Annotated in this window: 22 protein-coding genes; 14 read left to right on the top strand and 8 right to left on the bottom strand. The window is 43.6% G+C overall.

The annotated features are described in order from the left end of the window. Positions 1-32: 32 nt before the first annotated feature. A complete protein-coding gene (locus tag DFP80_RS03220; protein WP_241560171.1) occupies positions 33-992 on the bottom strand; it encodes a LysR family transcriptional regulator in 960 nt (319 codons plus the stop codon). Positions 993-1,027: 35 nt separating this feature from the next. Here DFP80_RS03220 and DFP80_RS03215 point away from each other — a divergent pair, with 35 nt between their 5' ends. Beyond that, complete coding sequence (locus DFP80_RS03215) at positions 1,028-1,345, top strand: DMT family transporter (RefSeq protein ID WP_113915372.1); 318 nt, start codon at positions 1,028-1,030, stop codon at positions 1,343-1,345. Positions 1,346-1,371: 26 nt separating this feature from the next. Here DFP80_RS03215 and DFP80_RS03210 read toward each other — a convergent pair whose 3' ends face one another. Then, the gene (locus DFP80_RS03210) at positions 1,372-2,199 is read right to left on the bottom strand and encodes an AraC family transcriptional regulator (RefSeq protein WP_241560170.1); all 828 of its coding nucleotides are present in this window, start codon (positions 2,197-2,199) and stop codon (positions 1,372-1,374) included. Positions 2,200-2,273: 74 nt separating this feature from the next. Here DFP80_RS03210 and DFP80_RS03205 point away from each other — a divergent pair, with 74 nt between their 5' ends. Continuing rightward, positions 2,274-3,476, top strand: a complete 1,203-nt coding sequence (locus DFP80_RS03205) for an MFS transporter (protein WP_241560169.1) — start codon at positions 2,274-2,276, stop codon at positions 3,474-3,476. Between the two features lie 4 nt (positions 3,477-3,480). Here DFP80_RS03205 and DFP80_RS03200 read toward each other — a convergent pair whose 3' ends face one another. The 4 genes from DFP80_RS03200 to DFP80_RS03185 all read right to left on the bottom strand — a co-directional run bounded on the left by DFP80_RS03200 (position 3,481) and on the right by DFP80_RS03185 (position 9,101). Next, positions 3,481-3,987 (bottom strand): DUF6622 family protein, encoded by a 507-nt coding sequence (locus DFP80_RS03200; protein WP_113915369.1) that lies wholly within the window; start codon positions 3,985-3,987, stop codon positions 3,481-3,483. Positions 3,988-4,007: 20 nt separating this feature from the next. Then, positions 4,008-4,868 carry an AraC family transcriptional regulator gene (locus DFP80_RS03195; RefSeq protein ID WP_206610544.1) on the bottom strand — a complete coding sequence of 287 codons (861 nt, stop codon included), beginning with the start codon at positions 4,866-4,868 and terminating at the stop codon, positions 4,008-4,010. Between the two features lie 84 nt (positions 4,869-4,952). Next, a complete protein-coding gene (locus DFP80_RS03190) occupies positions 4,953-6,896 on the bottom strand; it encodes a sensor histidine kinase (protein WP_113915367.1) in 1,944 nt (647 codons plus the stop codon). Between the two features lie 3 nt (positions 6,897-6,899). Continuing rightward, positions 6,900-9,101 (bottom strand): GGDEF/EAL domain-containing response regulator, encoded by a 2,202-nt coding sequence (locus DFP80_RS03185; RefSeq protein ID WP_113915366.1) that lies wholly within the window; start codon positions 9,099-9,101, stop codon positions 6,900-6,902. 293 nt (positions 9,102-9,394) lie between these two features. Between DFP80_RS03185 and gmk the strand changes: the two genes are divergently transcribed. The 4 genes from gmk to ridA all read left to right on the top strand — a co-directional run bounded on the left by gmk (position 9,395) and on the right by ridA (position 12,926). Further along, entirely contained in the window at positions 9,395-10,018 is a 624-nt protein-coding gene (gmk, locus tag DFP80_RS03180; RefSeq protein WP_113915365.1) for a guanylate kinase, read from the top strand. Positions 10,019-10,075: 57 nt separating this feature from the next. After that, positions 10,076-10,300: a DNA-directed RNA polymerase subunit omega gene (rpoZ, locus tag DFP80_RS03175; protein ID WP_113915364.1), complete on the top strand. Its 225-nt coding sequence runs from the start codon at positions 10,076-10,078 to the stop codon at positions 10,298-10,300. Positions 10,301-10,362: 62 nt separating this feature from the next. Further along, a complete protein-coding gene (locus tag DFP80_RS03170) occupies positions 10,363-12,480 on the top strand; it encodes a RelA/SpoT family protein (RefSeq protein ID WP_113915363.1) in 2,118 nt (705 codons plus the stop codon). A 59-nt stretch (positions 12,481-12,539) separates the two neighbouring features. Beyond that, positions 12,540-12,926, top strand: a complete 387-nt coding sequence (gene ridA / locus DFP80_RS03165; protein WP_024024215.1) for a deaminase RidA — start codon at positions 12,540-12,542, stop codon at positions 12,924-12,926. Positions 12,927-13,043: 117 nt separating this feature from the next. On the opposite strand, the gene DFP80_RS03160 is transcribed toward ridA, so the two are convergent. Beyond that, positions 13,044-13,886, bottom strand: coding sequence for an NAD-dependent epimerase/dehydratase family protein (locus DFP80_RS03160; RefSeq protein WP_113915362.1), 843 nt, complete (start codon positions 13,884-13,886; stop codon positions 13,044-13,046). A 162-nt stretch (positions 13,887-14,048) separates the two neighbouring features. Here DFP80_RS03160 and DFP80_RS03155 point away from each other — a divergent pair, with 162 nt between their 5' ends. The 3 genes from DFP80_RS03155 (at position 14,049) to DFP80_RS03145 (ending at position 17,829) form a co-directional block, all read left to right on the top strand. Continuing rightward, complete coding sequence (locus tag DFP80_RS03155; protein WP_113915361.1) at positions 14,049-14,954, top strand: hydrogen peroxide-inducible genes activator; 906 nt, start codon at positions 14,049-14,051, stop codon at positions 14,952-14,954. A gap of 8 nt (positions 14,955-14,962) precedes the next feature. Beyond that, positions 14,963-17,044 (top strand): ATP-dependent DNA helicase RecG, encoded by a 2,082-nt coding sequence (recG, locus tag DFP80_RS03150; RefSeq protein ID WP_113915360.1) that lies wholly within the window; start codon positions 14,963-14,965, stop codon positions 17,042-17,044. 104 nt (positions 17,045-17,148) lie between these two features. Further along, positions 17,149-17,829, top strand: a complete 681-nt coding sequence (locus DFP80_RS03145) for a ComEA family DNA-binding protein (RefSeq protein WP_113915359.1) — start codon at positions 17,149-17,151, stop codon at positions 17,827-17,829. A gap of 45 nt (positions 17,830-17,874) precedes the next feature. Here the strand turns inward: DFP80_RS03145 and lrp are convergent, their stop codons facing one another. Continuing rightward, on the bottom strand, positions 17,875-18,351 hold the full coding sequence (gene lrp / locus DFP80_RS03140) for a leucine-responsive transcriptional regulator Lrp (protein WP_012072052.1): 477 nt from the start codon (positions 18,349-18,351) through the stop codon (positions 17,875-17,877). A 542-nt stretch (positions 18,352-18,893) separates the two neighbouring features. On the opposite strand from lrp, the gene DFP80_RS03130 reads away from it, so the two are divergent. The 5 genes from DFP80_RS03130 (at position 18,894) to DFP80_RS03110 (ending at position 24,482) form a co-directional block, all read left to right on the top strand. Next, positions 18,894-19,919: an amino acid ABC transporter substrate-binding protein gene (locus tag DFP80_RS03130; protein ID WP_113915357.1), complete on the top strand. Its 1,026-nt coding sequence runs from the start codon at positions 18,894-18,896 to the stop codon at positions 19,917-19,919. Between the two features lie 111 nt (positions 19,920-20,030). After that, positions 20,031-21,206 (top strand): amino acid ABC transporter permease, encoded by a 1,176-nt coding sequence (locus DFP80_RS03125; protein WP_113915356.1) that lies wholly within the window; start codon positions 20,031-20,033, stop codon positions 21,204-21,206. 9 nt (positions 21,207-21,215) lie between these two features. Further along, positions 21,216-22,316 carry an amino acid ABC transporter permease gene (locus tag DFP80_RS03120; protein WP_113915355.1) on the top strand — a complete coding sequence of 367 codons (1,101 nt, stop codon included), beginning with the start codon at positions 21,216-21,218 and terminating at the stop codon, positions 22,314-22,316. A gap of 22 nt (positions 22,317-22,338) precedes the next feature. After that, positions 22,339-23,118: an amino acid ABC transporter ATP-binding protein gene (locus tag DFP80_RS03115; protein ID WP_113915354.1), complete on the top strand. Its 780-nt coding sequence runs from the start codon at positions 22,339-22,341 to the stop codon at positions 23,116-23,118. Between the two features lie 95 nt (positions 23,119-23,213). Further along, positions 23,214-24,482, top strand: a complete 1,269-nt coding sequence (locus DFP80_RS03110) for an HDOD domain-containing protein (protein WP_113915449.1) — start codon at positions 23,214-23,216, stop codon at positions 24,480-24,482.

The raw sequence follows: 24,482 nt of genomic DNA, 5'->3' as shown, positions 1-24,482 counted from the left end.
CCATTTTATAATTTCTTATCTTTTTACCTTACCTAACGCTCAGCAGGAAATGCATTTTTAAAGGCATCAAAGAGCCACTGATGAGCTGGGCCACGTAAGGCGCCTTTTTTACAGACTAGGTCAACGGGGACAGACCAGGGTTTGTGGTCAAAGGTGACGTCTATTTTTTGCAGTAAGCCTGTTTGAATGAAGGGCTGGACCAAGGTTAAAGGAAGGTAAGCCCAGCCTATTTGTTGTTTCACCAACTCCAATACACTGTAGTTACTTGAGCACCACCATGCATTTGGCGTCATGCTGATGAGTGCTTGTGACTCTCGCTTTTGCTGGCCTCTCACTGCAATTTGGCGATAGGGTATCAAATCCGATTCGGAGAGCCGACGCAAAGCCGCTAAGGGGAAATTAGCATGGCACACCGCGACAAAGTCCACGCTGCCTACGTAACAAAAGTCCACTTGCTTATTCACTTCTACTTCTGAAAACATCATGCCGATGTCAACATTGCCATCGGCCACCCTGGTAATAATGTCAGGCGACGCCAAAGAAATCAGGTCAATTTCGACATGGGGAAAAGCTTGAGAAAATACAGCCAAGATAGAGCTCAAATAAGGCGTCAATAAGGCATCGTCAACGGCAATCGTTAATGCACCCTCTTCACGACGCGTAATGGATTCGGCAATTTTTTCAAACTCATGGGATTGGGCTAAAAGCGCTTTTGCGCTGCGGATTAAACGTTCCCCTTCCAGCGTCAGTTTTGGGCTACGTGAGGAGCGATCAAACAGTTCAACTCCTAAGTCTATTTCTAAGCTGCTGATACCGTGGCTCACGGCTGACTGTACTTTACCCAGTCTTCTCGCACACGCTGAAAAAGACCCTAATTCAGCGGATAACACCAGCATATTGATTTGCTCTAAACTCAACATATGAAAAATATCGATAGTTAATAACTTTATATCATCATAAATATCGATACTATAAAAAGCAACTTCGCCCACTTAAGTGCGAATATTTCTAGTATGGAGTGATGAACATGAGCTGGGTCTATTTACTATTAGCAGGGCTTACCGAAATAGGCTGGCCCGTCGGCTTAAAAATGGCGCAATCTGGCGGGTCAAAAATGTTAGGGATTGCCATTGCGATTTTTTTTATGACGGTAAGTGGTGCTTTACTGTGGTTGGCACAAAAAGAAATTCCGATGGGAACCGCTTATGCGGTTTGGACGGGAATAGGTGCATCTGGCACGTTTTTATTGGGTATTTGGTTTTATGGCGATCCCACTTCCTTGCTTCGCTACATGGGCGTGTTGCTGATCATCCTTGGTGTAGTAGTGTTGAAGTTCGCCCACTAAAACAAACACTTGCACGATAGATACCCTTACTTCCCCCAGCGCTCGATCCGATATTGTCTTGGTGATTTTCCCAGTGCTTTTTTAAAAAAGGTGATAAAAGCGCTGACGGAGTCGTAGCCGAGTTCTTCGGAGATGGTTTGAATTGGCATGTTGATGGCGAGTTTTTGCAGAGCGAGAACGATGTGAAGTTGGCGACGCCATTGACCGAAGGTGAGTTGTATATGGCGTTTTATCAGGCGCGCTAAGGTGCGTTCGCTCATGGCAAAGTCACTGGCCCATTCGCCTAGGGTACGCTTTTCGTTGGGTCTGGCAATGAGTTCGAGGGCAAGGCGGTTAAGTGTTGGTTCATCAGGAATAGGAAAATCAAACTCTTCTCGCTCTAGTTGAATGAGTTGATCGAGCAAAACATCGACTAGTCGGTCCGTTGCCGGATCGGTTTTTTCGTAATCTTGTTGCGTATGCAGATGCAATATCAATTCCCGTACAAAAGGCGTGATCGTCAGGGTGCAAGCAACTTCCGGCAACGCTAAATCAGTGCTGTCGACAAATAACATGCACACGTCAGCATTAGGCGATATCTGGTTACGATGCATGAGATTACTGGGAATCCAAACCGCGCAGCGCGGTGGCACAAGCCACATTTTGTCATCAATAAAGCTGGTCACAACGCCAGTTAATGGCAACACAAGCTGTGCTTTCTTATGATGATGCCATGGGGTTTCCTCAAGATGGGGCACGGATTGTGAGCGCAATACCAAGATGCGATGTGGGTAGTGGTCTGCAAAGCAAAGGTCGGTCAATGTCTGAAGCATAGTTCTGTCTGTATTTCGCAATTTATTGTCCAAATCTCTCAATTCAGCAAGCAGAGTAACTCATATAATAGCGACTCGACAATCTCTCCCAGCATCACTTTTTCGAAATGGACATCATGAAACGATTACATAAATTAGCGCAACACGACGCGGCATTTTTACTTCTGTTTATTTTTCTGGTGGCACTGAGTTTACGTGGCCCAGTAACAGGCTTGCCGCCCTTACTAGATCGCATCAGTGCCGATCTGAATTTAAGCAGCTCGCAATCTGGTTTGCTTACTAGTTTGCCCTTGTTGGTGTTTGGTTTTTTTGCGCCTGTGGCGTCTTGGCTGACGCGTCATTTTCGCATTGAGCGGATTTTGGCTTCAGGTGTAGGCTTAATTGCCATTGGTATGATAATCCGTACTTTTGGTTCGATCAGCACCTTGTATATTGGCGCTATTTTTATTGGTGCTGGTATTGCCATCGGTAATGTCTTGTTGCCGAGTTTGCTAAAACGCGAATTTCCGAATTACGTGGTCCAGCTCACGGCGATTTATGTGCTGATGATGAGCATCGGCGGCTTTCTGATGTCGAGCCTTGCGGTGCCGTTAAGTTTGTATGCAGAGCAGCCCTCTTTTCACTTGCCTATGAGCGGTTGGTCATTTGCTCTGGCCTGTCAAAGTGTGTTGATTCTGTTACCTTTGGTGGTTTGGTTCAGTTGTAAAATAACCCAACATCAGCCTCCTCAGACTAACAATGTGGAAATATCAACCTCGGTTTGGCGATCCATTACCGCTTGGCAAGTGGCTGGTTTTTTAGCCGTCAACTCGCTGGTGAATTACGTGGTGGTCGCGTGGGTCCCGGCGATTTTAATGAATAATGGTTATACCGATTCGACAGCTGGGCTTTATCAAGGTTACTTGCAACTAGCGGGCGCTATTCCTTCGTTGATTTTAGCGCCCTTTATCAATCGCTTAGGCAGTCATAGACGACTCTGCTTGTTTGCCACTGGGCTGACGACATTGAGCTTGGCTGGCTTTTTGTTCATTCCAAGTTGGTCTGGTGTCTGGTCGGTGTCTTTTGGCTTTGGCGTCAGTATGGGCTTTATTTTGGGCTTGTCTTTTGTCAGCTTACGAACCAATAGCCCAAAACAAGCAGCCGCGCTGTCTGGTATGGCACAGCTAATCGGTTACACGCTCGCAGCTATTGGCCCTGTGTTAATTGGCGCACTCTACGACTGGCAGCAGTCATGGACGGCATCGCTCTATGTCATGTTAAGCATTGGCATCATCTGGATGGGATTGGGCTGGATGGCGAGCCCAAAACCAGACCGTTAACTGCTCAAGGCGAAGGATAAGCTTGAGTCTGATGGCTCAAGCGCCATAGGCTCACACTACGCGCGGCAAACACGCCGCTGAAGAAGCCATAAAGCAACGACAACCCATCAACAAAAAATGACAGACTAAGCAAATCACTTTGCATGCTTTCCATCACGCCGACCGTGTATTTAATGGTAAAAATTCCCAAAATAAGAAACAGTGGTCGCCAACTACCTTTTATAAAATAGCATTGTGTCGACTCATCAAACCGCGCCTGTTGAGATGGAAAAATCAATACGCCAATCAATAGCGTCGCAATAAAACTGACACTCCAAAACAGTAGCGAATCAAAGCTGCCACCAAAATTCGACATTACGCCGTGCAGTGAAAACACAATCATCACAATAGGCAGAATGAAGGCTTTGTTTTTTGACACGTGACGGTCTCGGCTTTGCTTTGCACCCAAGTAAATAAGCAAAATCAACAACAACCAAACCCACATTGGGGTATGTGTAAAAATAGCTAACATTTTTGACTCCTATGGGAACTTTATTTTAGAGGTAAGTACACATCAGTAATTAGTTCATGTTCAGCCACTTCTGGAAAATGGTTTTGATATTGAAAAAAACAGGGCGCATCTCTCGGCTCTTCCTCGCTCTCTGGCAACCACTCCCCATAGAGAAAGTACAAACAGCGGCTAATACTGTCATAAGGGCCTAAATGGCGCACAACAGCATAGCGACCGCCTTCTAGGGTGCTATTGATCACACCGTAATCATTATCATCTACTTCGTTCATTACTTCTGCCGCAATATCACAACGAAAATCTTCTGGGGCGACCACGGCGGGGTCTTCGTAAACGATATTAAATGTGCGACTTTTCGATATCGGTAATAAGCCTGATGCTTTGCGCCATTCTCTAAAGACAGCAACCGATTCCATAATTCGACTCGGCGCCCCTCTATGCTTTAGCAAGGCTATTTTGGTGGTATCAAAATCGACAATATTTGCCGTCATTTTAGGTTCCAGCTGTTTTTCTAGCTTATGAAAATGCAAACCTAATTTCTGTAAATCAGGATTACGACGAAAGTCACTTGGCGATTGTGAGTAGGCTTTCTTGAAGGCTCTGGAAAAAGATTCTGGATGATCGAATTTTGCACTCATAGCAATATCAATAATGCGTTTCTCTGTCGTGAACACCAATTCATACGAGGCTCTTTTTAAGCGCAATTGCTGAACAAACTTAAAAACGCCAACGCCCATAAAATGCGTAAACTGCCGGTGGAAATGATATTTAGAAAAACAAGCGACATCGCATAAGGCTTCAACCGTTAGGTCTTCATCCAAATGCTTATATATGTAATCACATACCGCCAACATGCGTTTTTCGTAATGCTTTATTGATGCCACGCTCTTTGCTCGTTCCGTCAATTCACTGAGTGATGACAGAATAACCTGTTTATGACAGGGAATGCCTGACAGAAGTTGCTAAAGTCAGCTGCTCGCCGATTTCTCGTCTTCTTGCTGTGTTAATGGGATGGTCAGAGTAAATGTTGTCCCGACACCTATCTCTGAAACAGTGTCTATTCTCCCTTTCATCAGTTTATTAATCCATTGGTTAACTAGATGCAGCCCTAAGCCGGTATGGTTATTTGTGCGGCCTGTGGTCGCAAAAGGTTCAAAAATATGCGCTCTTATTTCTGGAGAGATACCTCTACCATTATCATTGATCACGAGAACGAGATTATCTTGCTCCTTTTTCGCGATGATAGTAATCACACCGTGATCCTGTCGTTGAAAGGCGTGATCTAATGCATTATCAATAAGGTTTTGAATGATCTGGGACATAGCTCCAGGGTACCCTCGCATATCAATGTCTTGCGGACAATCAACATTGATTCGGATCTGAAAGCGTTTTTTTAAAATAGGTTTATAAGTAAACAATATGTCATTGACGACATTATGAAAGAAAAAGGACTGCATGTCCTGAGCGGTTCTATCCGATACAATGCGTTTAAAGCTGGCAACGACATCTAGCGCTCGTACCAAGTTCTTTTCAGCGATAAGTAATGAACTATTTATTTTCTCAAGCTCTTCCGAAGGGTGTTGCTGGACCTCTTTATCCAACCAGGCTTTACAAGAAGACAAAGCCATTCTGACGCCACCAAGTGGTGTGTGCATTTCATGGGCTAAACCTGCCACCATCAAACCTAACGAAGATAATTTGCTGGTCTCCACTAACTCATCCTGCATATCCACCAAGCGCTTGTTCGTTAAATTCAATTTTCGGTTAACCTGCTCAGCTTGCGCTTTTTCCTGCTGAACCAGTTTAAGCAATCGATAGGTCTCAAATTGAGCGGTAACTTGGCGCCAAACCAGCCATGCGATCATAGAGAAACTAACCGCAGCAAGACCTACAATGGAAAGAATCAGCTTGCTCCGCCATGACACAAAAGCATCAGAGTTTGAACGCGCAACAAAGTATAAAGAAGGTGTTTTTGGGCTTTGAACATTGAGACCTTCTTCGTCTATATACAGCTTTAAAAGGCTCCATAAGTGGCCATTATCAAAGACTCGCTCTAACCCATCTGCCGAATCCATTTCCTGCCAAATAGTGGGAAAACGAGCTCTAATATTCAGGTTTGAGTCATCCGGCTGCAAAATACCTGCCCACTCGAGGCTTCTATCCGCTGCCAACAACCAATTTCCATGGCTGTCTAATATCTCTAAATATATGCCTTCTGAGCTAAAGGTACGCACAAGCTCGAAAAGTTTGGTCAAATCATAATTCACCACCAAAATGCCAGGGAAACCACCACCAACTCTGACAACACCTCGAACCGTTGGCTGAAAAGGTCGAACTATTTCTTTATTCTCTATGTTCAAATCCAAAGAGGAAATAAACACGTCATTGCGACTGGCTGGTACATTTCTAATGTAATGTCGATCCGATTTATTCTGTAGCAAATTCTCTGGTACTCGAGTAATGACACCAGCTTGAGAATTGATTCGAATATACTCTTGACCTGTCGGCGTAATCCAACGCACTTGAGAAATTAGGCTAGAGGTTCGAGCAAATTGATTAAACTCATCCACTACCTGAGCCTCCCAGTTTGCCGGAAATCTTGTTTTATTCTGTGACGAAGCCGCTGTTGAATTCTGTCCCTCTGAGTTTTGTAACCCTATATTCTGAGTAGATAAGCGCGCGTTAATACTATTGCGTAGCAGCAAGGTAACGCGTTTGATATGCCCCATTTCACGACTAAAAAGACTGCTGCTACGAGACAAAATTTCTGACTCACTCCATGCTAATTGGCTGATTTTATTATCTAAAAAAAATCGATAGCTGCCTACGCCAAGCAAAATAATGACGATCAAAACACCTGATAAATAAATAACGAGTAGCGATTTTTGTGACGTCCGTTTGCCAAAAATCATATGCTATAGTCCTGATTGAACCCAACTAACGGTATCGTCTAAAGACATAGGTCTAGCAAATAAGTAACCTTGGCCATCCTTACAGCCCAGAGCCAATAAATTGGCTTTTTGTTGCTCCGTCTCAATACCTTCAGCGATTACACTTAACCCCAAGAAGTTTCCTAGCTCAATGATCATCTTCAGTATTTCCCAATCTTTTTCGGACTCATCCATTCGCCACACAAAGCTGTGATCAATTTTAATAATTGAAACCGATAATGTAGATAAATAAGCTAAAGAAGAATACCCCGTCCCAAAGTCATCAATATTGACACGTATACCTAACTGTTTAAGCGTTGATAAATGCTTGTTTATGGTACTTTTCTCTTCAATGATTTGAGACTCTGTAATTTCTAGCTCAACCATCTCATTCGAAACACCTTCTTCTTCGAGCATTTTTTTAAAATTCTCGAAGTAATTTGGACGAACGATTTCATTGCCAGCTACATTCACAGAAATAGGCACATTTATACCGACGCTTTTAAGTGTGTTAATTGCTTCACAAGACTGACGCAACATCTGCTGGTCCAGTTTATCAATCAAACCACTGCTTTCTGCTAAAGCAATAAATTGATCAGGTGGAATACATTGGCCATTTTTATGGGTCCAGCGAGCCAAGGCTTCAAATCCAATTAATGAGTTGTCTTTTAAGTTAAATTTAGGCTGGAAATACGCGCGAATCTGATTATCAGCAATCGCTTCTCGTAAATCTTTTAACAATTCATAACGCCCAAACATATCCGAGGCCAGCGTTTCAGAAAAAGCCAAATACGAAACGCCTTCATATTTGGCTCTTTCTAGCGTGCTCTTCCCAACACTCACTAATTGCTCGGGCTCATAATCAGGAAAGTCGGAAAATTTCACCAAGCTGACAGTTAAATCAAGAGAATGTAGAGATTTTTCCACTTCAATGCTGGTATGAATAATGCTTTCGAGTGACGCTTCGTTGTAATCCCGATCGTCATACACAACTAACACTAATGTATCTCGTTCAAGTAAGGCGATATCAACCGCTTTATCAAAAAAGTGATTGAGATAATCGTACAAAGAAAGGGTGAGTTGATCGCAATATTTAGAACCTAATACCGACTCGGTATAAGCCAGATCCTCTACATAAAGCATCAATAACGTGGCTTTTTCACGCTCCCAAGAAAACATATTACGTATTTCTCGAACCAGCCAGTTTTTATTATGAATCCCTAATATAGGCTCAATATAAGCCAGTTCGGTTAACTTATTATGCAAAGCGACGTTACGAAAACCAGCACTAATGTTTTCGCAAAATACCTGCAGTAAATTAATTTCATTGGTAGCAAGATTCCGATCAAGTTTTACCACCACCATGTATTCTCGATCTTCTAACTCTTTATTCGAAAAATAGAGCACAGAAAAGCCATCTTGAAATACATGACTTTTCTGTGTATTGGCTAATGTTACGGCGTCTTTTAAAAAGCTTTCTTGGACAGCTGATAAAAAATATTGATGGATATGAGACGAAAACTCTCCGCACGCTGCCACAATTAACGCTTTTTCTAGATGTTCTTCTTCCGGATGAAAAAAACACACAATACCGCCGCTGTTCATTTTTAGTAGCGAGCCAATTTCTTGCAAAATAGAATGCGTATAATCAGTAATGTCGCTTTTTGATGCGATTCTCTGACTGGAGGCCAGTAACAATTGCATACCATGACGGGCTTCTTTCATATCCAAAAGATGCTCCCACGTCCGCAAATTACTGAGCACTATCGTTTGTAAGTGTGCTTGTGTGAGGTCAGATTTACACCAATAATCGTCAATATCATATTGACTGATTAAATCATCCACCGGGGCCATACCGGGTTGGCCGGTTAATAACACAATACGCACTAAATCATTGCCAATGACGTCGCGGATGGTACGAATTAAACGTAGCCCAGCTACGTCTGTTTCCATCACAACATCAATAAAAATAACCGAAATGTCAGGGTTAGCAGCAATCACCGTGGCCGCTTCACTAGCGGATGATGCGGTCAGGAGCTCTACCTTTTTACTATCATAATTAAGCGCACTAAGGCCGTTCATTAGCGCTTCTTGGTAATCAAGATCATCTTCAACGGATAGGACTTTGCAGTAGTTTCTTTGTGTGGAGATTGCTTTCAGCGATTTCTTTTCGTAGGGTAAATCCATTGTATTTCCCTTCCTTGTTTTTCATCATGTATCAGCTACAAACTTATCTTTTGAAGCTTAGACTCATTTACAAAAAAAGCATTTAGAACAATCAACAAATTTGTAAAGAATTATTACTCATCACTAAACCAATAACATACACGCAATGAGCCTTATAAAGCTAGCTAACAGCATGGGCTAGAGTTTCGGTCAGAAAACGATCATTCCGGCCATAATTTCCTACTAAAAACGGGCTTTTTGTTTGTGATATAGTAAGATGCTAAAAAGACAAAGATTGGCGGACCAAACAACCCATGGACAAACATAAAGGCAATTTATTCATCTTATCGGCTCCTTCTGGGGCGGGTAAATCGACTTTATACAAGGCACTTCTTAGCCAAGATTCACAAGTACGGATTTCCATTTCTCATACCACACGTGCCCCACGCACCGGAGAAGAGCATGGCCGTGAATATTACTTTATCGATGATGAATCCTTCTTGGACATGATTGCCGAAGATGCTTTCTTTGAACACGCTCAAGTTTTTGATAATTACTACGGCACGTCGAAAGAGTCTATTTTCGGCATGCTAGAGCAAGGCTTAGACGTGATTTTAGAAATAGATTGGCAAGGCGCTCGCCAGATTCGCCAATTCTATCCTGAAGCCATCGGAATATTCATTTTGCCGCCTTCATTACAAGCGCTAGAAGAACGCTTAAGAAAGCGCGCAACAGACTCAGATGAGGTCATTCATCGTCGTATGGCAAAGGCCGTTAACGAAATGTCCCATTACCACGAATACGATTTTGTCATCGTCAATGACGATTTTGATGCCGCGCTTTCACAAATGTCAGCTGTTTTTCAAGCAATGCGCTCGAAAACAACCGTTATGCAGGAAAAAAATGGCAATCTTATAAATGATCTCTTGTCATTGTAAGAACCCGTTAAGTAGAATTACCCTTGGAAAAGTAGATAACCGAACACAGAGGTCAAAATGGCTCGAGTTACCGTAGAAGATTGTTTAGAAAACGTTGATAACCGCTTTGAATTAGTGATGGTCGCTTCAAAACGCGCCCGTCAACTTGCAACTGGTGGTGAAGACGCAAAAGTACCTTTAGAAGGCGACAAAGTAACTGTAGTTGCACTACGTGAAATCGCGGAAGACTTGATCAACGCGCACAATGTTGATCAGCAAAAACGCCCATTGCACGAGTTTTAATCTTTATGGTGTCGCTCATAGCACAGTTGTCGCGCTTCCTTTTTGCCTTAGTGAGGTGAGCGATGTATACCGTTGAAGATTTAGCCCTGGCCTTGAGTCAGTACTTACCTTACGAACAAATCGCTAAGGTAAAACGCGCCTATTATTACGCCGAGCAAGCCCATGATGGGCAGCGACGTAAAAGTGGCGAGCCCTACGTCACCCATCCTCTCGCTGTCGCCGAAATTCTGTCGGAACTTCGAATGGATTGTGATGGATTGACAGCGGCACTTTTGCACGACGTTATTGAAGACACAGGCATCAGCCGTGAAGCGCTTACCGAACAATTCGGTGAAGGTGTTGCGGGACTGGTGGATGGCGTGAGTAAGTTAACCCACCTTGAATTCAATAACCAAATAGAAAAACAAGCCCATAACTTCCAAAAAATGGCCATGGCCATGGCTGATGATATTCGAGTCATTTTGGTTAAGTTAGCGGACAGGCTGCACAACATGCGCACATTAGATGCCATGCCTGCCCACAAAAAACGCCGTATTGCCCGCGAGACGCTAGACATTTATGCGCCTATCGCAAACCGCCTGGGCATGTACAAGGTTCGGGTTGACCTAGAGTCCCTCGCTTTTCAAGCCTATTACCCCATGCGCGCACGCATGTTGCAAAAAGCCATTCACAAGAAGTATGGTCAACAGCGTATTAAAGATACTCAAAAGCTTGAAGATACGATCCGCTCAGAACTGGCTGCCGACTATATTGAAGCCAGCATCAGCGTTCGAGAAAAACACATCTATAGCATTTATCAGAAGATGGACAAAAAGCGCCGTTCTTTAGATGAAATCATGGATGTCATGGGCGTACGCATTGTTACCGATCGACATGACAGCTGTTATCGCATCCTCGGGGTTATTCATGCTCTGTTCAAACCTATCGAAGGACGTTTTAAAGATTACATCGCGGTTCCAAAATCGAATGGCTATCAATCTCTTCACACGACCGTATTAGGTACCAATGGTATTCCGATGGAAGTCCAAATACGTACGGAAGAAATGGACTTGGTTGCCAATAATGGCATTGCAGCTCATTGGGCTTACAAAGTCAGCGGTACGTCTAGTATGCCAAGCAACCACGATCGTGCGACGAAGTGGGTAAAAAGCTTATTAGAAATTCAGCAAAAAGCACGAAATCCCGTCGAATTTGTTGATAACGTGAAAAATGATTTGTTCCCGGATGAAGTGTATGTCTTTACACCAAATGGCCAAATTATTGAATTACCTTCCGGCGCAACACCTGTCGATTTTGCTTATGGTGTTCACACTGAAATCGGCAACACTTGTATCTCTTGCCGAATTAACCGCCGCCTTGCGCCGCTGAGTACACAATTAGAAAGCGGACAAACCGTCGAAATCATTACCGCAAAGAATGCACAACCGAATGTGGCTTGGTTAAGTTTTGCGATTACCGGCAAAGCCCGCACCAATATTCGCCATTATTTAAAAGACAAACAACGCGAAAATGCGATATCTATCGGTCATCGTCTGCTAACTCGTTCCTTAAATGCATTTAAAACCAACGTTGAAGAGCTAACGGCAGAGCAAATTGCTCAAGTCTTAGCAAACCACCAGCTAGAGTCTATGGATGATTTATTAGAATCCATAGGTAAAGGCCGTCATGTTGGTTACTTAGTGGCTCGTGAGCTCTTCCCAAATATTGATGAAGAGTCTCTGGTTACACCAAAATCGTTTAAAGTAAACGGCTCAGAAGGCATGCTTATTTCCTATGCCAAATGTTGCGCACCGATTCCTGGTGATCCGATTGTTGGTTATGTTCAAGTTGATAAAGGCATTATTATTCATCATCTTAACTGCCCTAACGTTCAGGATCACTTATCTAACCCTGAACGTTTTATTCATATGGCATGGGGTAAAGAGATAGAAGAAGAGCTACACATTAGTCTTATCGTCACCTACATTAACGAACGTGGCGCTGTAGCAAAAATAGCCAGTTCGATCAGTGATACCGATTTCCAAGTATCAAACCTCGATATTATCGAACGTGGCCGGGTCAGTCGTTTACGGTTAAGCATTACTATATCCAGCCGTGTAGGCTTAGCCGATGTAATGCGCCGAATAAAAGCGGTTCGATGCGTCGAAAAAGTCTCGCGCGAGACCATCGTTGGGCGCTAATTCATGTCCACTTACCTATTTAACTTAGACTTTCCAATCCAAGATAAAGGATACCTATTATGTCAAAGCAAGTGATTCACACTGAAAACGCACCAGCCGCTATTGGTCCATATTCACAAGCTGTTCGCGCTGGCAACACGGTGTATTTGTCCGGTCAAATTCCTTTGGTACCAGAAACAATGGAAGTAATCAGCGAAGACATTGTCGAGCAGACCACTCAAGTATTCAAAAACCTACAAGCGGTTTGTGAAGCCGCTGGCGGTTCTCTAGAGAACGTCGTGAAATTCAATATCTTCATGACTGACTTAGGCAACTTTGCCACAGTCAACGAAGTAATGACGCAATTCGTGAAACAGCCTTACCCAGCTCGCGCCGCTATGGGCGTTCGCGCGTTACCGAAAGGCGTTCAAGTAGAAATCGAAGGAATTATGGTGCTAGAAGACTAACCTCTTCACTGGTGCTTATGAGATAAACGAGTGTTTATCTCATAAAAAAGAGGCTGTGCTGCAGCCTCTTTTTTTATGTCTTTTTTTTATCTAGCATTTATCTATTGCTCTGCTGATTTATCGCAAAGCATTAAACTCGCGTAACAACTCATGATAGCCAGCGACATAACTCGGATATTGCAAACGCCAACCTTGTGACAAAAGATACTGGCCTTGGATACGTTTCCCAGAAGCTGGTGCAAAGCCTTCACCGCTGCTCACGGCAACCTTAGCACCAAGACAAGTTGCCAGCCACAACTTAACTTCCCACATAGATACAGGCGTTTGATCCGTCACGATTACGTGCTCAGGCATTGTTTCTTCTCTCAATGCGCTGTTTGCCAATAACACCAAAGCCGACACTACATCATCTCGATGAATTCGATTCGTCCAGCTATTCGCTCCCCACTCTTTTTCACTTAATACGGTCTCTAATAATCTAAAGCGTCCTGGGCCATAAATGCCAGAACAACGTATCGCCACACTAGAGAAGGCAGCAGCGAGTGATTGCTCTGTTTCGACTAGAACTTTAGCGGTGGCTGAGGTTGGTTGTGCTGACGTCGTTTCATCAATCCATTCACCTTGGCTTTGACCATAGACACTGGTACTTGATACAAAAAATACCTTGGGCTGCTTCGCCCTGTTGTTGTATCGACGAATCAGCACCTGCGCTGTATCAAAATACGCGGCCCGATATGCTTCTTCATTGCGACCATTAGGCGTCATAATTAAAAAGACGATATCGGCTTCAGGCAAGGCATCGTCATTCATTCCAACCAGATCGTCCGTTATGCCAATGACACCATCAGGGAAATGTTTTTTTGTCCGGCGAATACCCGTAACACTATGGCCTTGAGCAAGCAACTCGATAGCCAAGCCAGCGCCTAAATCACCGCAGCCAGCGATTAAAACCTTTGCCATTTATCTTCTCCAAAATGTGTTAAAAGCACATGTTATGCTGAAAACTTTGATAGGATCGTCTAAGAAAGAAATACTCAGTAATAAAAAGGAACCAGTATACTTTATCAAATTATGTATTATCATAGTTATTAACAATGAATCAGCCTAAGCAAAAGGTGTCCTATGACATTAACGGAATTGAAATACATTGTAATGCTAGCCGAAGAGAAACATTTTGGGCGAGCAGCAGATCGCTGCTATGTATCACAACCAACTCTCAGCGTCGCGGTGAAGAAGCTGGAAGAAGAACTTGGTACCGCTATTTTTGAACGCAGCAAAAGCTCCGTTTATATTACTCCGCTAGGCGAGCAAATCATCACTCAGGCCAAGCGAGTACTGGATCAAGCCAACATGATAAAAGAGCTGGCAACGTCTGGGAAAAACCAATTAAAAGGTCCTCTCAAGGTCGGTGCTATCTACACCATCGCCCCATATTTGTTCCCTTTTATGATTCCAGCTTTACATAGCGCTACATCAGGCATGCCATTAATCATTGAAGAAGACCTCACTGAAAACTTACGCCCTAAACTGCGTAATGGCGAATTAGACGCCATCATAGTGGCACTTCCGTTCCGTGAGCCAGATGTGGTGACTCAGCCGATTTACGAAGAAGAATTTGTCGTGCTGATGCCCAAGAATCATTCATGGACTAAGTTAACACACATAGAAACCGATCAACTTTCTAGCGACAATTTATTATTGCTTGGCAAAGGGCATTGCTTTAGTGAGCAAGTTTTAGAAGCCTGCCCTCTGGTAACAGAAGGCGAGTACGGTGATGGACGAACTGTCGTCAACGGCAGTTCATTAGAAACCATTCGTTACATGGTCGCGTCTGGTTTAGGGGTAACGGTATTACCAAAATCCGCCGTCACTAATATTAATCACGATATGTTAGAAGTACGCCCTTTTGCAGAGCCCGCACCTAAACGAACTGTTGCCCTAGCGTGGCGAGCAAGCTTCCCACGTCCAAAAGCCATTGAAGCTGTGAGCCAGTCTATCCGCGATGCTTGCAAACATCTGAATTTATAGAGAGCAGCATGATCGACGGATTAGACACTCAGAATGTTCGTGAACTAAAAGGCATTGGTGATGCTATGGCTGAAAAACTGGCCAAGCTTCATTTGAATACGGTACAAGACTTACTGTTCCATTTGCCGATTCGCTATCAAGACAGAACCCGTGTTATTCCAATCGGAATGCTACGCTTTGGTGACGAAGCCGTTATTGAAGGCCAAGTCACTGGTGCTGAAATCAAAATGGGTAAACGCCGTAGTTTGCTGTGCCGTATCAAAGATCACACTGGCACCTTGTGTTTGCGCTTCTTTCATTTTTCCGCTGCGCAAAAAAAGCAATTAGAATCCGGCAAGCGCGTTCGTTGTTTTGGCGAAATCCGTCGCGGCAGTACTGGGTTTGAAATTTATCACCCTGAATACAAAATCATTGGGGAAGATGAAACACAAGAAGAAACAGCACAGCTTACGCCGATTTACCCGCTGACAGATGGTTTAACGCAAACCAAAATTCGCCAACTGTGCGAACAAGCCTTAGAGCGTTTAACGCCATACAATCTACAAGAATGGCTGCCAGACGAAATTCGTACTCAGTTCAGTTTGCCACCGCTGAGCGATGCCATTCATTTTCTACATCACCCATCAAGAGAAGCCAACCTAGAACTACTCCGATCGGGAAGTCATCCCGCACAATATCGCTTATCTTTTGAAGAACTTATGGCCCATCAGCTTTCTCTAATCGGTAAACGTATGAAAGCCAAACAGGATGCTGCAATCAAGGTTCAAGCAGCTGGCGAATTAAGCCAGCGACTCTTGCAACAATTACCGTTTTCGCCAACCAATGCACAAAGTCGAGTATTTCAGGAAATCCTTAACGACCTTGGCACAGGCCACCCTATGCTTCGCTTGGTGCAAGGTGACGTAGGGTCAGGGAAAACCTTAGTTGCGGCATTGGCGGCGGCATCTGTCGTACAAGCGGGCTACCAAGTCGCCATCATGGCGCCAACTGAAATCCTCGCCGAGCAACACTATATTAATTTCACCCAATGGTTCGAGCCTTTAGGTTTAAAAGTCGCATGGATGATCGGCAAACTTAAAGGCAAAACTCGCGAGAAAGAACTCGCTAATATTGCATCAGGTGCCGCTCAAATTGTCGTCGGTACTCATGCCTTATTTCAGGACACTGTTGAGTTTGATCGCTTAGCGCTTGCTATTATTGACGAACAACATCGCTTCGGCGTACATCAGCGTATGGCATTGCGCGCAAAAGGCATGAAGCTCGGTTTCCAGCCCCATCAGTTAATCATGACCGCGACCCCCATTCCTCGAACCTTAGCAATGTCTGCCTATGCTGATTTGGATTGTTCCATTATTGATGAACTGCCACCAGGTAGAACGCCAGTAAACACCATTGTGGTGTCGGATCAGCGCCGACAAGAAGTCATTGACCGAGTAAAAAGCGCCTGTGAAGAAGGCAAACAAGCTTACTGGGTTTGTACCCTGATTGAAGAATCAGAAGCCCTGCAATGCCAAGCCGCAGAAGACACCGCGATTTTGCTGCAAGAGCAGCTTGGGGAGTTATCCATCGGCTTGGTGCATGGTCGACTCAAAGCGCAAGAAAAAGCCGACATTATGGCCAAATTTAAAGCCGGTGAGATTCAGCTCTTGGTCGCCACAACCGTCATCGAAGTCGGTGTCGATGTACCAAACTCCAGTTTAATGGTAATAGAAAACCCGGAAAGGCTTGGGCTTGCACAACTTCACCAGTTACGTGGTCGTGTTGGTCGAGGACAAACTGCCAGCCATTGTGTGCTGCTTTATAAAGCCCCATTGGGACAACAAGGCAAAGAGCGACTTTCCACCATGCGAGAAACCAGTGATGGGTTTAAAATCGCAGAGAAAGACCTTGAACTACGTGGTCCAGGTGAACTGCTTGGCACCAGACAAACAGGCCTTTGGGAGTTCAAAGTCGCGGATTTACAGCGTGATAAAAGCTTGCTTGATGATGTACAAAAAGCCGCCACACTCTTATACAGCCGTTATCCTGATCGTATTTCACCACTGTTATCTCGATGGTTACCGAACCACGATCAATATTTAAACGTCTAACTCTTTTTATCGTCTAAATAAAGGGTATTTGCTTGCACCTGTGTGAAATTTGATCAAAAATCCCTTAATGATTTCACCTCAGCGATTCGCAAAAAGGAAAAGGCATGAATGCTTCCAATCAAGCACATCTAACAATACAAGGCGGTGGCTACCGGATCGAAAATGACAGGGTCATCATTTCCATTCAGCGCATCGCTAATGATAGAGTCGAAGGTAATCTCAGTGGCACACTGCAACTACAGTTATGTGCATTTCAACACGGTGTAGGAAGCTCAGAAGCAGTCGTGCTCGCTTCAACCATAATTGGTGAAATAAAAGGGCAGCACTTTCTTTCCGATTGCTACTACGATCTACTTTTCCGACAACCGCCCAGTGGCACTTGGCAATTATCATTACAGCTTAATGAATGGAACGGAGTGGACTACACCTTGTGTGACTCCGCCTATTTCGACGCATTCTATCAGATTGAGGCGCCTTCCGACGCTTCCACTTCAGTAATGCAAGTGGATAAACTAGGGAACGAAAAAGCAGCATCTACGCCGAAAACAACCGTAGTGAAACCTATCGTAAAAGAAGTAAAAAAAAACACCAATGGTTACGCCGATGGCTATCTCGCCATTAATAAATCAAAAGTGGATAAGCTTCTAAAGGCGAAAGGCGTGCCAAAAAAAATTCTCGAAAGGCTCGTAGCAGAACGTCCTTTTCACTCAGAAAAAGCCGTGCTCAACGTAAAAGGAGTGGGGCCAGTAATGCTAGGTAAAATAGTCGCTGAATTATCAAAGTGACAAGTATTAAGCCTGCGAAAGCAGGCCATTTAGCGCTGATTATTTTTAAGGGATGTTAACCACAGTCGTATTCTTCACTTCTTCCATAGCCACGTAAGTACGAGATTCTCGAACATGCGGCAGTGTCAGTAAGGTCTCACCAAGCAAAAGGCGATAAGAGTCCATATTGGATACACGTGCTTTTAGGAGATATTCAAAGTCACCAGCAATCAAATGACATTCCAATATTTCAGGGATTTCTGTAACAGCGGTTTTGAATTCATTAAAGCCTTCTGGAGACGTCGTCTTAAGACGAATCTCGACAAAAACAAGCAATCCAGCATCCACTTTTTTAGGGTTAACCAGAGCACAATAACCCGTAATGTAACCATTACGTTCTAACCGGCGAACTCGCTCCAAGCAAGGAGTTGCACTTAGCCCTACACGACTAGCCAGCTCTACATTCGACAAACGGCCGTTAATCTGCAGTTCACGAAGAATTTTTTTATCCAAGCGATCAAGCGGTTTTGCTGAGTTATCCATTTGCTATGGATCTCCTTACATGACTTCAATTGATGCGTAAGTCTACCATGCAGATTGCAAATTATGGAAAGCGCTTTATTCAATATCTTTTATATGGTTATTTACAACAGTTACAAAAAAGCACCAAAATGTTGCAAAAAAAACATTCGCCACAAAATAGCGCCTTTCCTTCTTATTTTTGCCCCATTGTTGTGCATAAAAACAAATGCTCTTCGCTGAAGAGCCTTGTTTTCTCTAGCTTTAATAAAAAGATATATTCAGCTAAGCTGAATAGCACACTAATCTTTATATGCTCAAAAAGTGTAAAAACTAAGCATATCACACACCTTTCCTGACATTTTATCCTTGACTACACTTCAAAAGAGTAATTCTATAGGGGTATGTGATGATCTTTTAGAGGAATCGTCTACATATATCTTACAACAAGAATAATTAAATGTTGGCACTAACCTTGCTAGTTTTTAAGACACAGATTGTAAAGTCTGCAATATAAAATCAAGCAAGTTACAACATACATAAAAACGCCTGGGAGGCTCAATATAATGAAATCGAATGTTGGTAAATTACTTTCGACCGCTGCAATCGCTGCGACTATCAGCGCTGGTGCTGCTGCGTCAACACTTGAAGATGTTAAAGCAAAAGGCTTCGTTCAATGTGGTGTCAGTACAGGTGTTCCAGGGTTCTCTAATGCCGATGATAAAGGCAACTGGTCTGGTATAGATGTTGATGCTTGTCGCGCCGTTTCTTCTGCTATTTTTGGTGATCCTCAAAAAGTTAAATTCACTCCACTTTCTGCTAAAGAACGTTTCACTGCTCTACAGTCAGGTGAAATCGATATTCTTGCTCGTAACACGACTTGGACTTATACCCGTGACGCCTCTTTGGGCTTAGACTTCACCGCGGTTAACTTTTATGACGGTCAAGGTTTCATGGTACGTAAAGACCTAGGCGTAGAATCTGCTATGGATCTTGATGGCGCAACGGTTTGTACTGAGCAAGGTACAACAACAGAATTAAACATGGCGGATTTCTTCCGTAAAAACAAACTATCTTACGTTCCTGTTGTGGTACAAAAAGCAGATGAAGCACTTGCTGCTTATGACTCAGGTCGTTGTGACGTATACACGACAGATAAATCAGGCCTAGCGGCTCACCGTACTAAACTAGCGGATCCATCTGCTCACGTTATTCTTCCTGAAACAATTTCTAAAGAACCACTAGGTCCTGTTGTTCGCCATGGCGACAACCAATGGAAAGATATCGTCACTTGGTCTATGTTCGTTCAAGTCAACGCAGAAGAAATGGGTATTTCATCTAAAAACGTTGCTAAGATCAAAAAAGAAACAAATGATCCAGGCATCAAGCGTTTACTAGGTGTTGAAGGTGATATGGGCGCTCAACTTGAGCTTCCTGCGGATTGGGCTTACAACGTTATCGCAAAAGTAGGTAACTACGGTGAAGTGTTTGAGCGCAACGTTGGTCCATCTACTCCTGTTGATCTACCACGTGGTCTTAACGCACTTTGGACTGAAGCTGGCGGCATCATGTATGCGCCACCAGTTCGTTAATACCTAAAGCAAACTATTCTCTGCTTGGGTATTTACCCAGCGACTAGAATGTCGCTGGGTTTCTTCCCCCTTTCTTACACATCTGACGAGCATTTCATTGCCTGAACCAAGATGAGCGATAAAACAACTCCGAGTAATAACAGCTTTTTGAACGACGCGGGTAATCGCGCGCTTATATTTCAAATTTTGCTGCTAGCGATGGTGGTCTTTGCGGGTTATTACTTATTCAGTAATCTTCAAGCCAACCTCGACAACCGAGGAATTTCCACTGGTTTCTCATTTTTTAATGAGCCTGCTGGCTTTCCAATTCTTATTCACCTTATTGAATACACTGAGGCCAATACATACGGACGAGCGTTTGTTGTTGCCTTGATCAACACCTTCGTCATCTCTCTGTTAGGGATAATATTAGCCACGATTATTGGTGTAATAATGGGCCTAGCCCGTTTGTCAAAAAACTGGTTAGTAGCACGTTTAGCAACGGTCTATATTGAGACATTGCGTAATATTCCATTATTGTTACAAATGTTCTTTTGGTATTTTGCGGTTCTTGCTGCGTTACCAGCGCCACGTAATAGTTATGAATTTGCCGACTTCTTACTTAACAAACGTGGCATTTATTCTCCAAACCCAATATCCCAAGATGGCTTTGGATTAGTAATCTTCGGCTTCATTCTGTCGCTTGTCGCCTCCATTGGTCTCATCATATGGGCTAAAAAACGCCAAACAAGAACCGGATTATGGTTTCCTGCTTACTGGTCATCATTAGGTGTTATTGTTGGTATTACCTTTATTTTCCTTGCCATTGCTGGGTTTCCAATAGAGTTTGATTTACCGCAAAAAAGTCGCTTTAACGTAACCGGTGGTATGGTATTACCGCCAGAGTTTGTTGCAGTATTAGTAGCGCTATCTACTTATACCGGTGCCTTTATCGCAGAGATCGTGCGGGCTGGTATTTTGTCTGTAAACTGGGGACAAACCGAAGCGGCCCGTTCTTTAGGCTTACGTGACAACCTTACGCAACGCCTTATTGTCTTGCCTCAAGCATTACGCGTGATCATTCCGCCACTTACTAGCCAATACCTGAATTTGGCGAAAAACTCTTCATTAGGTGCAGCTATTGCTTACCCTGAGTTGGTTGCAGTGGTAATGGGGACGACGCTTAACCAAACAGGTCAGGCGATTGAAACCATTGGTCTTTGTATGTTGGTTTACGGTTCATTGAGTCTATCGATTTCGGTATTCATGAACTGGTACAACAACAAAATGTCATTAATTGAACGCTAGGAGGCAAACATGGCTATTATCTTTAAACCATCACCAAGCCTCCCACCACCATCAACATCGGTCGGTGCCGTGGCGTGGGTACGTCAGAATTTATTTTCGTCCCCACTGAATATTTTTCTAACCTTTTTTAGCCTTTACATAGTGTATCTACTGCTTCCACCCGTTATCGAGTGGGCTTTAATCGATGCCACTTGGGAAGGTTCATCTAAAGCAGCTTGTACGGCTGGTGGCGCTTGTTGGGCCTTTATTGGTGTGTACTTTGACCAGTTCATGTACGGTCTTTATCCAGAAGCAGAAACTTGGCGTATTAATTTGGCCGTGATTCTACTAGTGGTTATGGTAGGTGCTTTTGCCATTAAGACGATTAACAAGCTCTATCTTTCTATCGCTATTATAGTCGTTTATCCCATTGTGGCTTACTTCTTGTTTGCTGGTGGTGTATTTGGCCTAGAAGAAGTAGAAACTTCCTTATGGGGTGGCCTTTTCCTTACTGTACTACTGGGTGTTATAGGTATTGTAGCGTCTTTCCCATTAGGGATTGTATTGGCACTCGGTCGACGTTCAGAAATGCCAATTGCGAAGTCAGTTTGTGTGGTATTTATCGAAACCATTCGTGCGGTGCCATTAATCACTATCTTGTTTATGGCATCAGTAATGATTCCGTTATTCTTACCTGAAGGTTTGAATTTCAACAAATTATTACGTGTCCTGATTGGTATTACTTTATTCTCTGCTGCCTATATGGCTGAAGTGGTTCGTGGTGGCCTACAGGCGATTCCTAAAGGCCAGTATGAAGCCGCTGATGCAATGGGGCTAACTTACTGGCAATCAATGATTCTGGTTATTTTGCCACAGGCACTAAAGCTGGTTATTCCAGGTATAGTAAACTCTTTTATTGCACTGTTTAAAGACACAACCTTGGTGTATATCGTTGGCATGTTTGACTTCTTAGGTCGAATTCAAGCCGCTAACCATGACTCAAATTGGTTAGGTACTACCGTTGAAGGTTATGCCTTCGCAGCTTTGATCTATTGGATTATCTGCTTTGGTATGTCACGTTACAGTATGTCACTAGAGCGTAAGTTAGAAACTGGGCACAAGCGAAATTAGTTAGGAATTTGAGGTCTTTATCATGACAGATACAAATATGGCTCGTGCCCAACTTGCGCAGGGCGAAGAAGCAATCATCGAATTTAACGATGTAAACAAATGGTACGGTGATTTTCACGTACTAAAAAACATCAATTTCAGTATTAAGAAAGGCGAGCGCATCGTTGTGTGTGGCCCTTCTGGCTCCGGTAAATCGACGATGACACGTTGTATCAACCGTCTAGAAGAACACCAAAAAGGGACGATCCTGGTTGATGGTGTCGAAATGAACAACAATTTGAAAAACATCGAAGCGATCCGTAAAGACGTGGGCATGGTATTTCAACATTTTAATTTGTTTCCGCACTTAACCATTTTAGAAAACTTAACCTTGGCTCCAATTTGGGTGCGAAAAACACCTAAAAAAGAAGCCGAAGAAATGGCGATGCACTATTTGGAACGCGTAAAAATCGCGAACCAAGCGCTGAAATATCCAGGCCAGCTATCTGGTGGTCAGCAACAGCGCGTAGCGATTGCTCGTGGTTTGTGTATGCAGCCCCGCATTATGCTTTTTGATGAGCCAACATCCGCGCTTGATCCTGAAATGATCAAAGAGGTACTGGACGTAATGGTTCAGTTAGCAGAAGAAGGCATGACCATGGTGTGTGTAACGCACGAAATGGGCTTTGCTAAAACCGTTGCTGACCGTGTTGTCTTTATGGATGCTGGTGAAATTGTTGAAGCTAATGAGCCTCACGAATTTTTCGACAATCCTCAACACGACCGTACCCAAATGTTCCTCAGTCAAATTTTGAATCACTAATAATTTACTATTCAGAACTAAGACTTAAAATCTGTTATATTGACAAAGCCCCGTATTGGGGCTTTTTTATGTCAGTCTTTTTAACAGGAAAACGTATGGAACCTTCCGTAAGCCTACAGCCCAGCCAAAGATTGCGCGTGGTACATTTAGCAGACCACACAGGCCGTTTGCAGGTTATTTTTCCTGAATGCAATATGCTTGATATTTCAGCCGTATCTCGTATTACTAAGCGTCGTTTTGAGCCCGTCAGCAACTTTCAAAGCTCAGGCGATCCGCTTATCAAGCCCAGCAGCGTAACCACTATACTAGAAGCTAGCATGCTAAAAGGGTCGGCATTTTCGATTCGAACCAAAGTAAATGGGCAGTATCATAACGTGACACCGGCAGAATTAGCTGACATGTTTTCTGGCCCATTAAACCGATTCGAGAATATTTCCATCAATGCACAGCTTATAAAGCGCCCAGTTGATAATCACGAAAACGATGAAGAGCATATTCTCAAAGCCCTTGGTCGATTCCAATCAATTCGTCTTAAGCAGCGCATAGAAGAAACATTAGAAATTCCCCCTTTGCCAGCGTCTTCACATCGCATAATCCGCCTCTCAGCCGATAAGACAGCCGGAACCGATGAACTATGTGACGTGATCGCACTAGACCCTAGCTTAGCCGCTCAAGTCATCAGCTGGGCCTCATCACCTTACTATGGCGCACCAGGCTCTATAGAATCAGTAGAAGATGCGATTATCCGAGTTTTAGGCTTTGATATGGTGATGAATTTAGCACTTGGCTTATCAATGGGTAACGCCTTTCAAGCTCCAGAAGACGGACCTCGTCACTATGAAGATTTTTGGCTCGATTCCGTATCTAACGCTGTATTGATGGAATCTTTAGTCAAAGCCATGCCAATACAAAATCGTCCAAAATTAGGCCATGCCTACCTTGCTGGCTTGTTACATAACTTTGGTTATCTGGCAATTAGTACTATTCTACCGCCACATTTTTCGATTTTGTCGCGCTATCAAGAAGCCAACGCACACTTGTCATCTGAATTAATCGAAATGCAAACCTTGCACTTTACTAAGGAGCAACTAGGCTCTTGGTTACTACGTTACTGGAGTCTACCAGACAATATTTGGACAGCCATTCGCTATAGCAAAAGGCCTCACTATTATGGCGAGCACACTATTTTAGCAAAACTGCTGTATGTCTCGTATCAGCTGCATCATAACGAAGCCATTGAGCCATCCGTGCTTTTAGAGGTCGGGTTAACCTTAGAAGAAGCTGAAGCCTGCAGAGAGGCGGTTTTTCAAAAATCTACCGAGCTACATAAAATTGTCGCCTTAATTAATAAAATGAATGCCTAA

Source organism: Marinomonas rhizomae, from assembly GCF_003315485.1.
GTDB classification, from domain to species: domain Bacteria; phylum Pseudomonadota; class Gammaproteobacteria; order Pseudomonadales; family Marinomonadaceae; genus Marinomonas; species Marinomonas rhizomae.
Note: the sequence above shows the minus strand (reverse complement) of the source record. Positions and strands in the feature narration are given on the sequence as shown.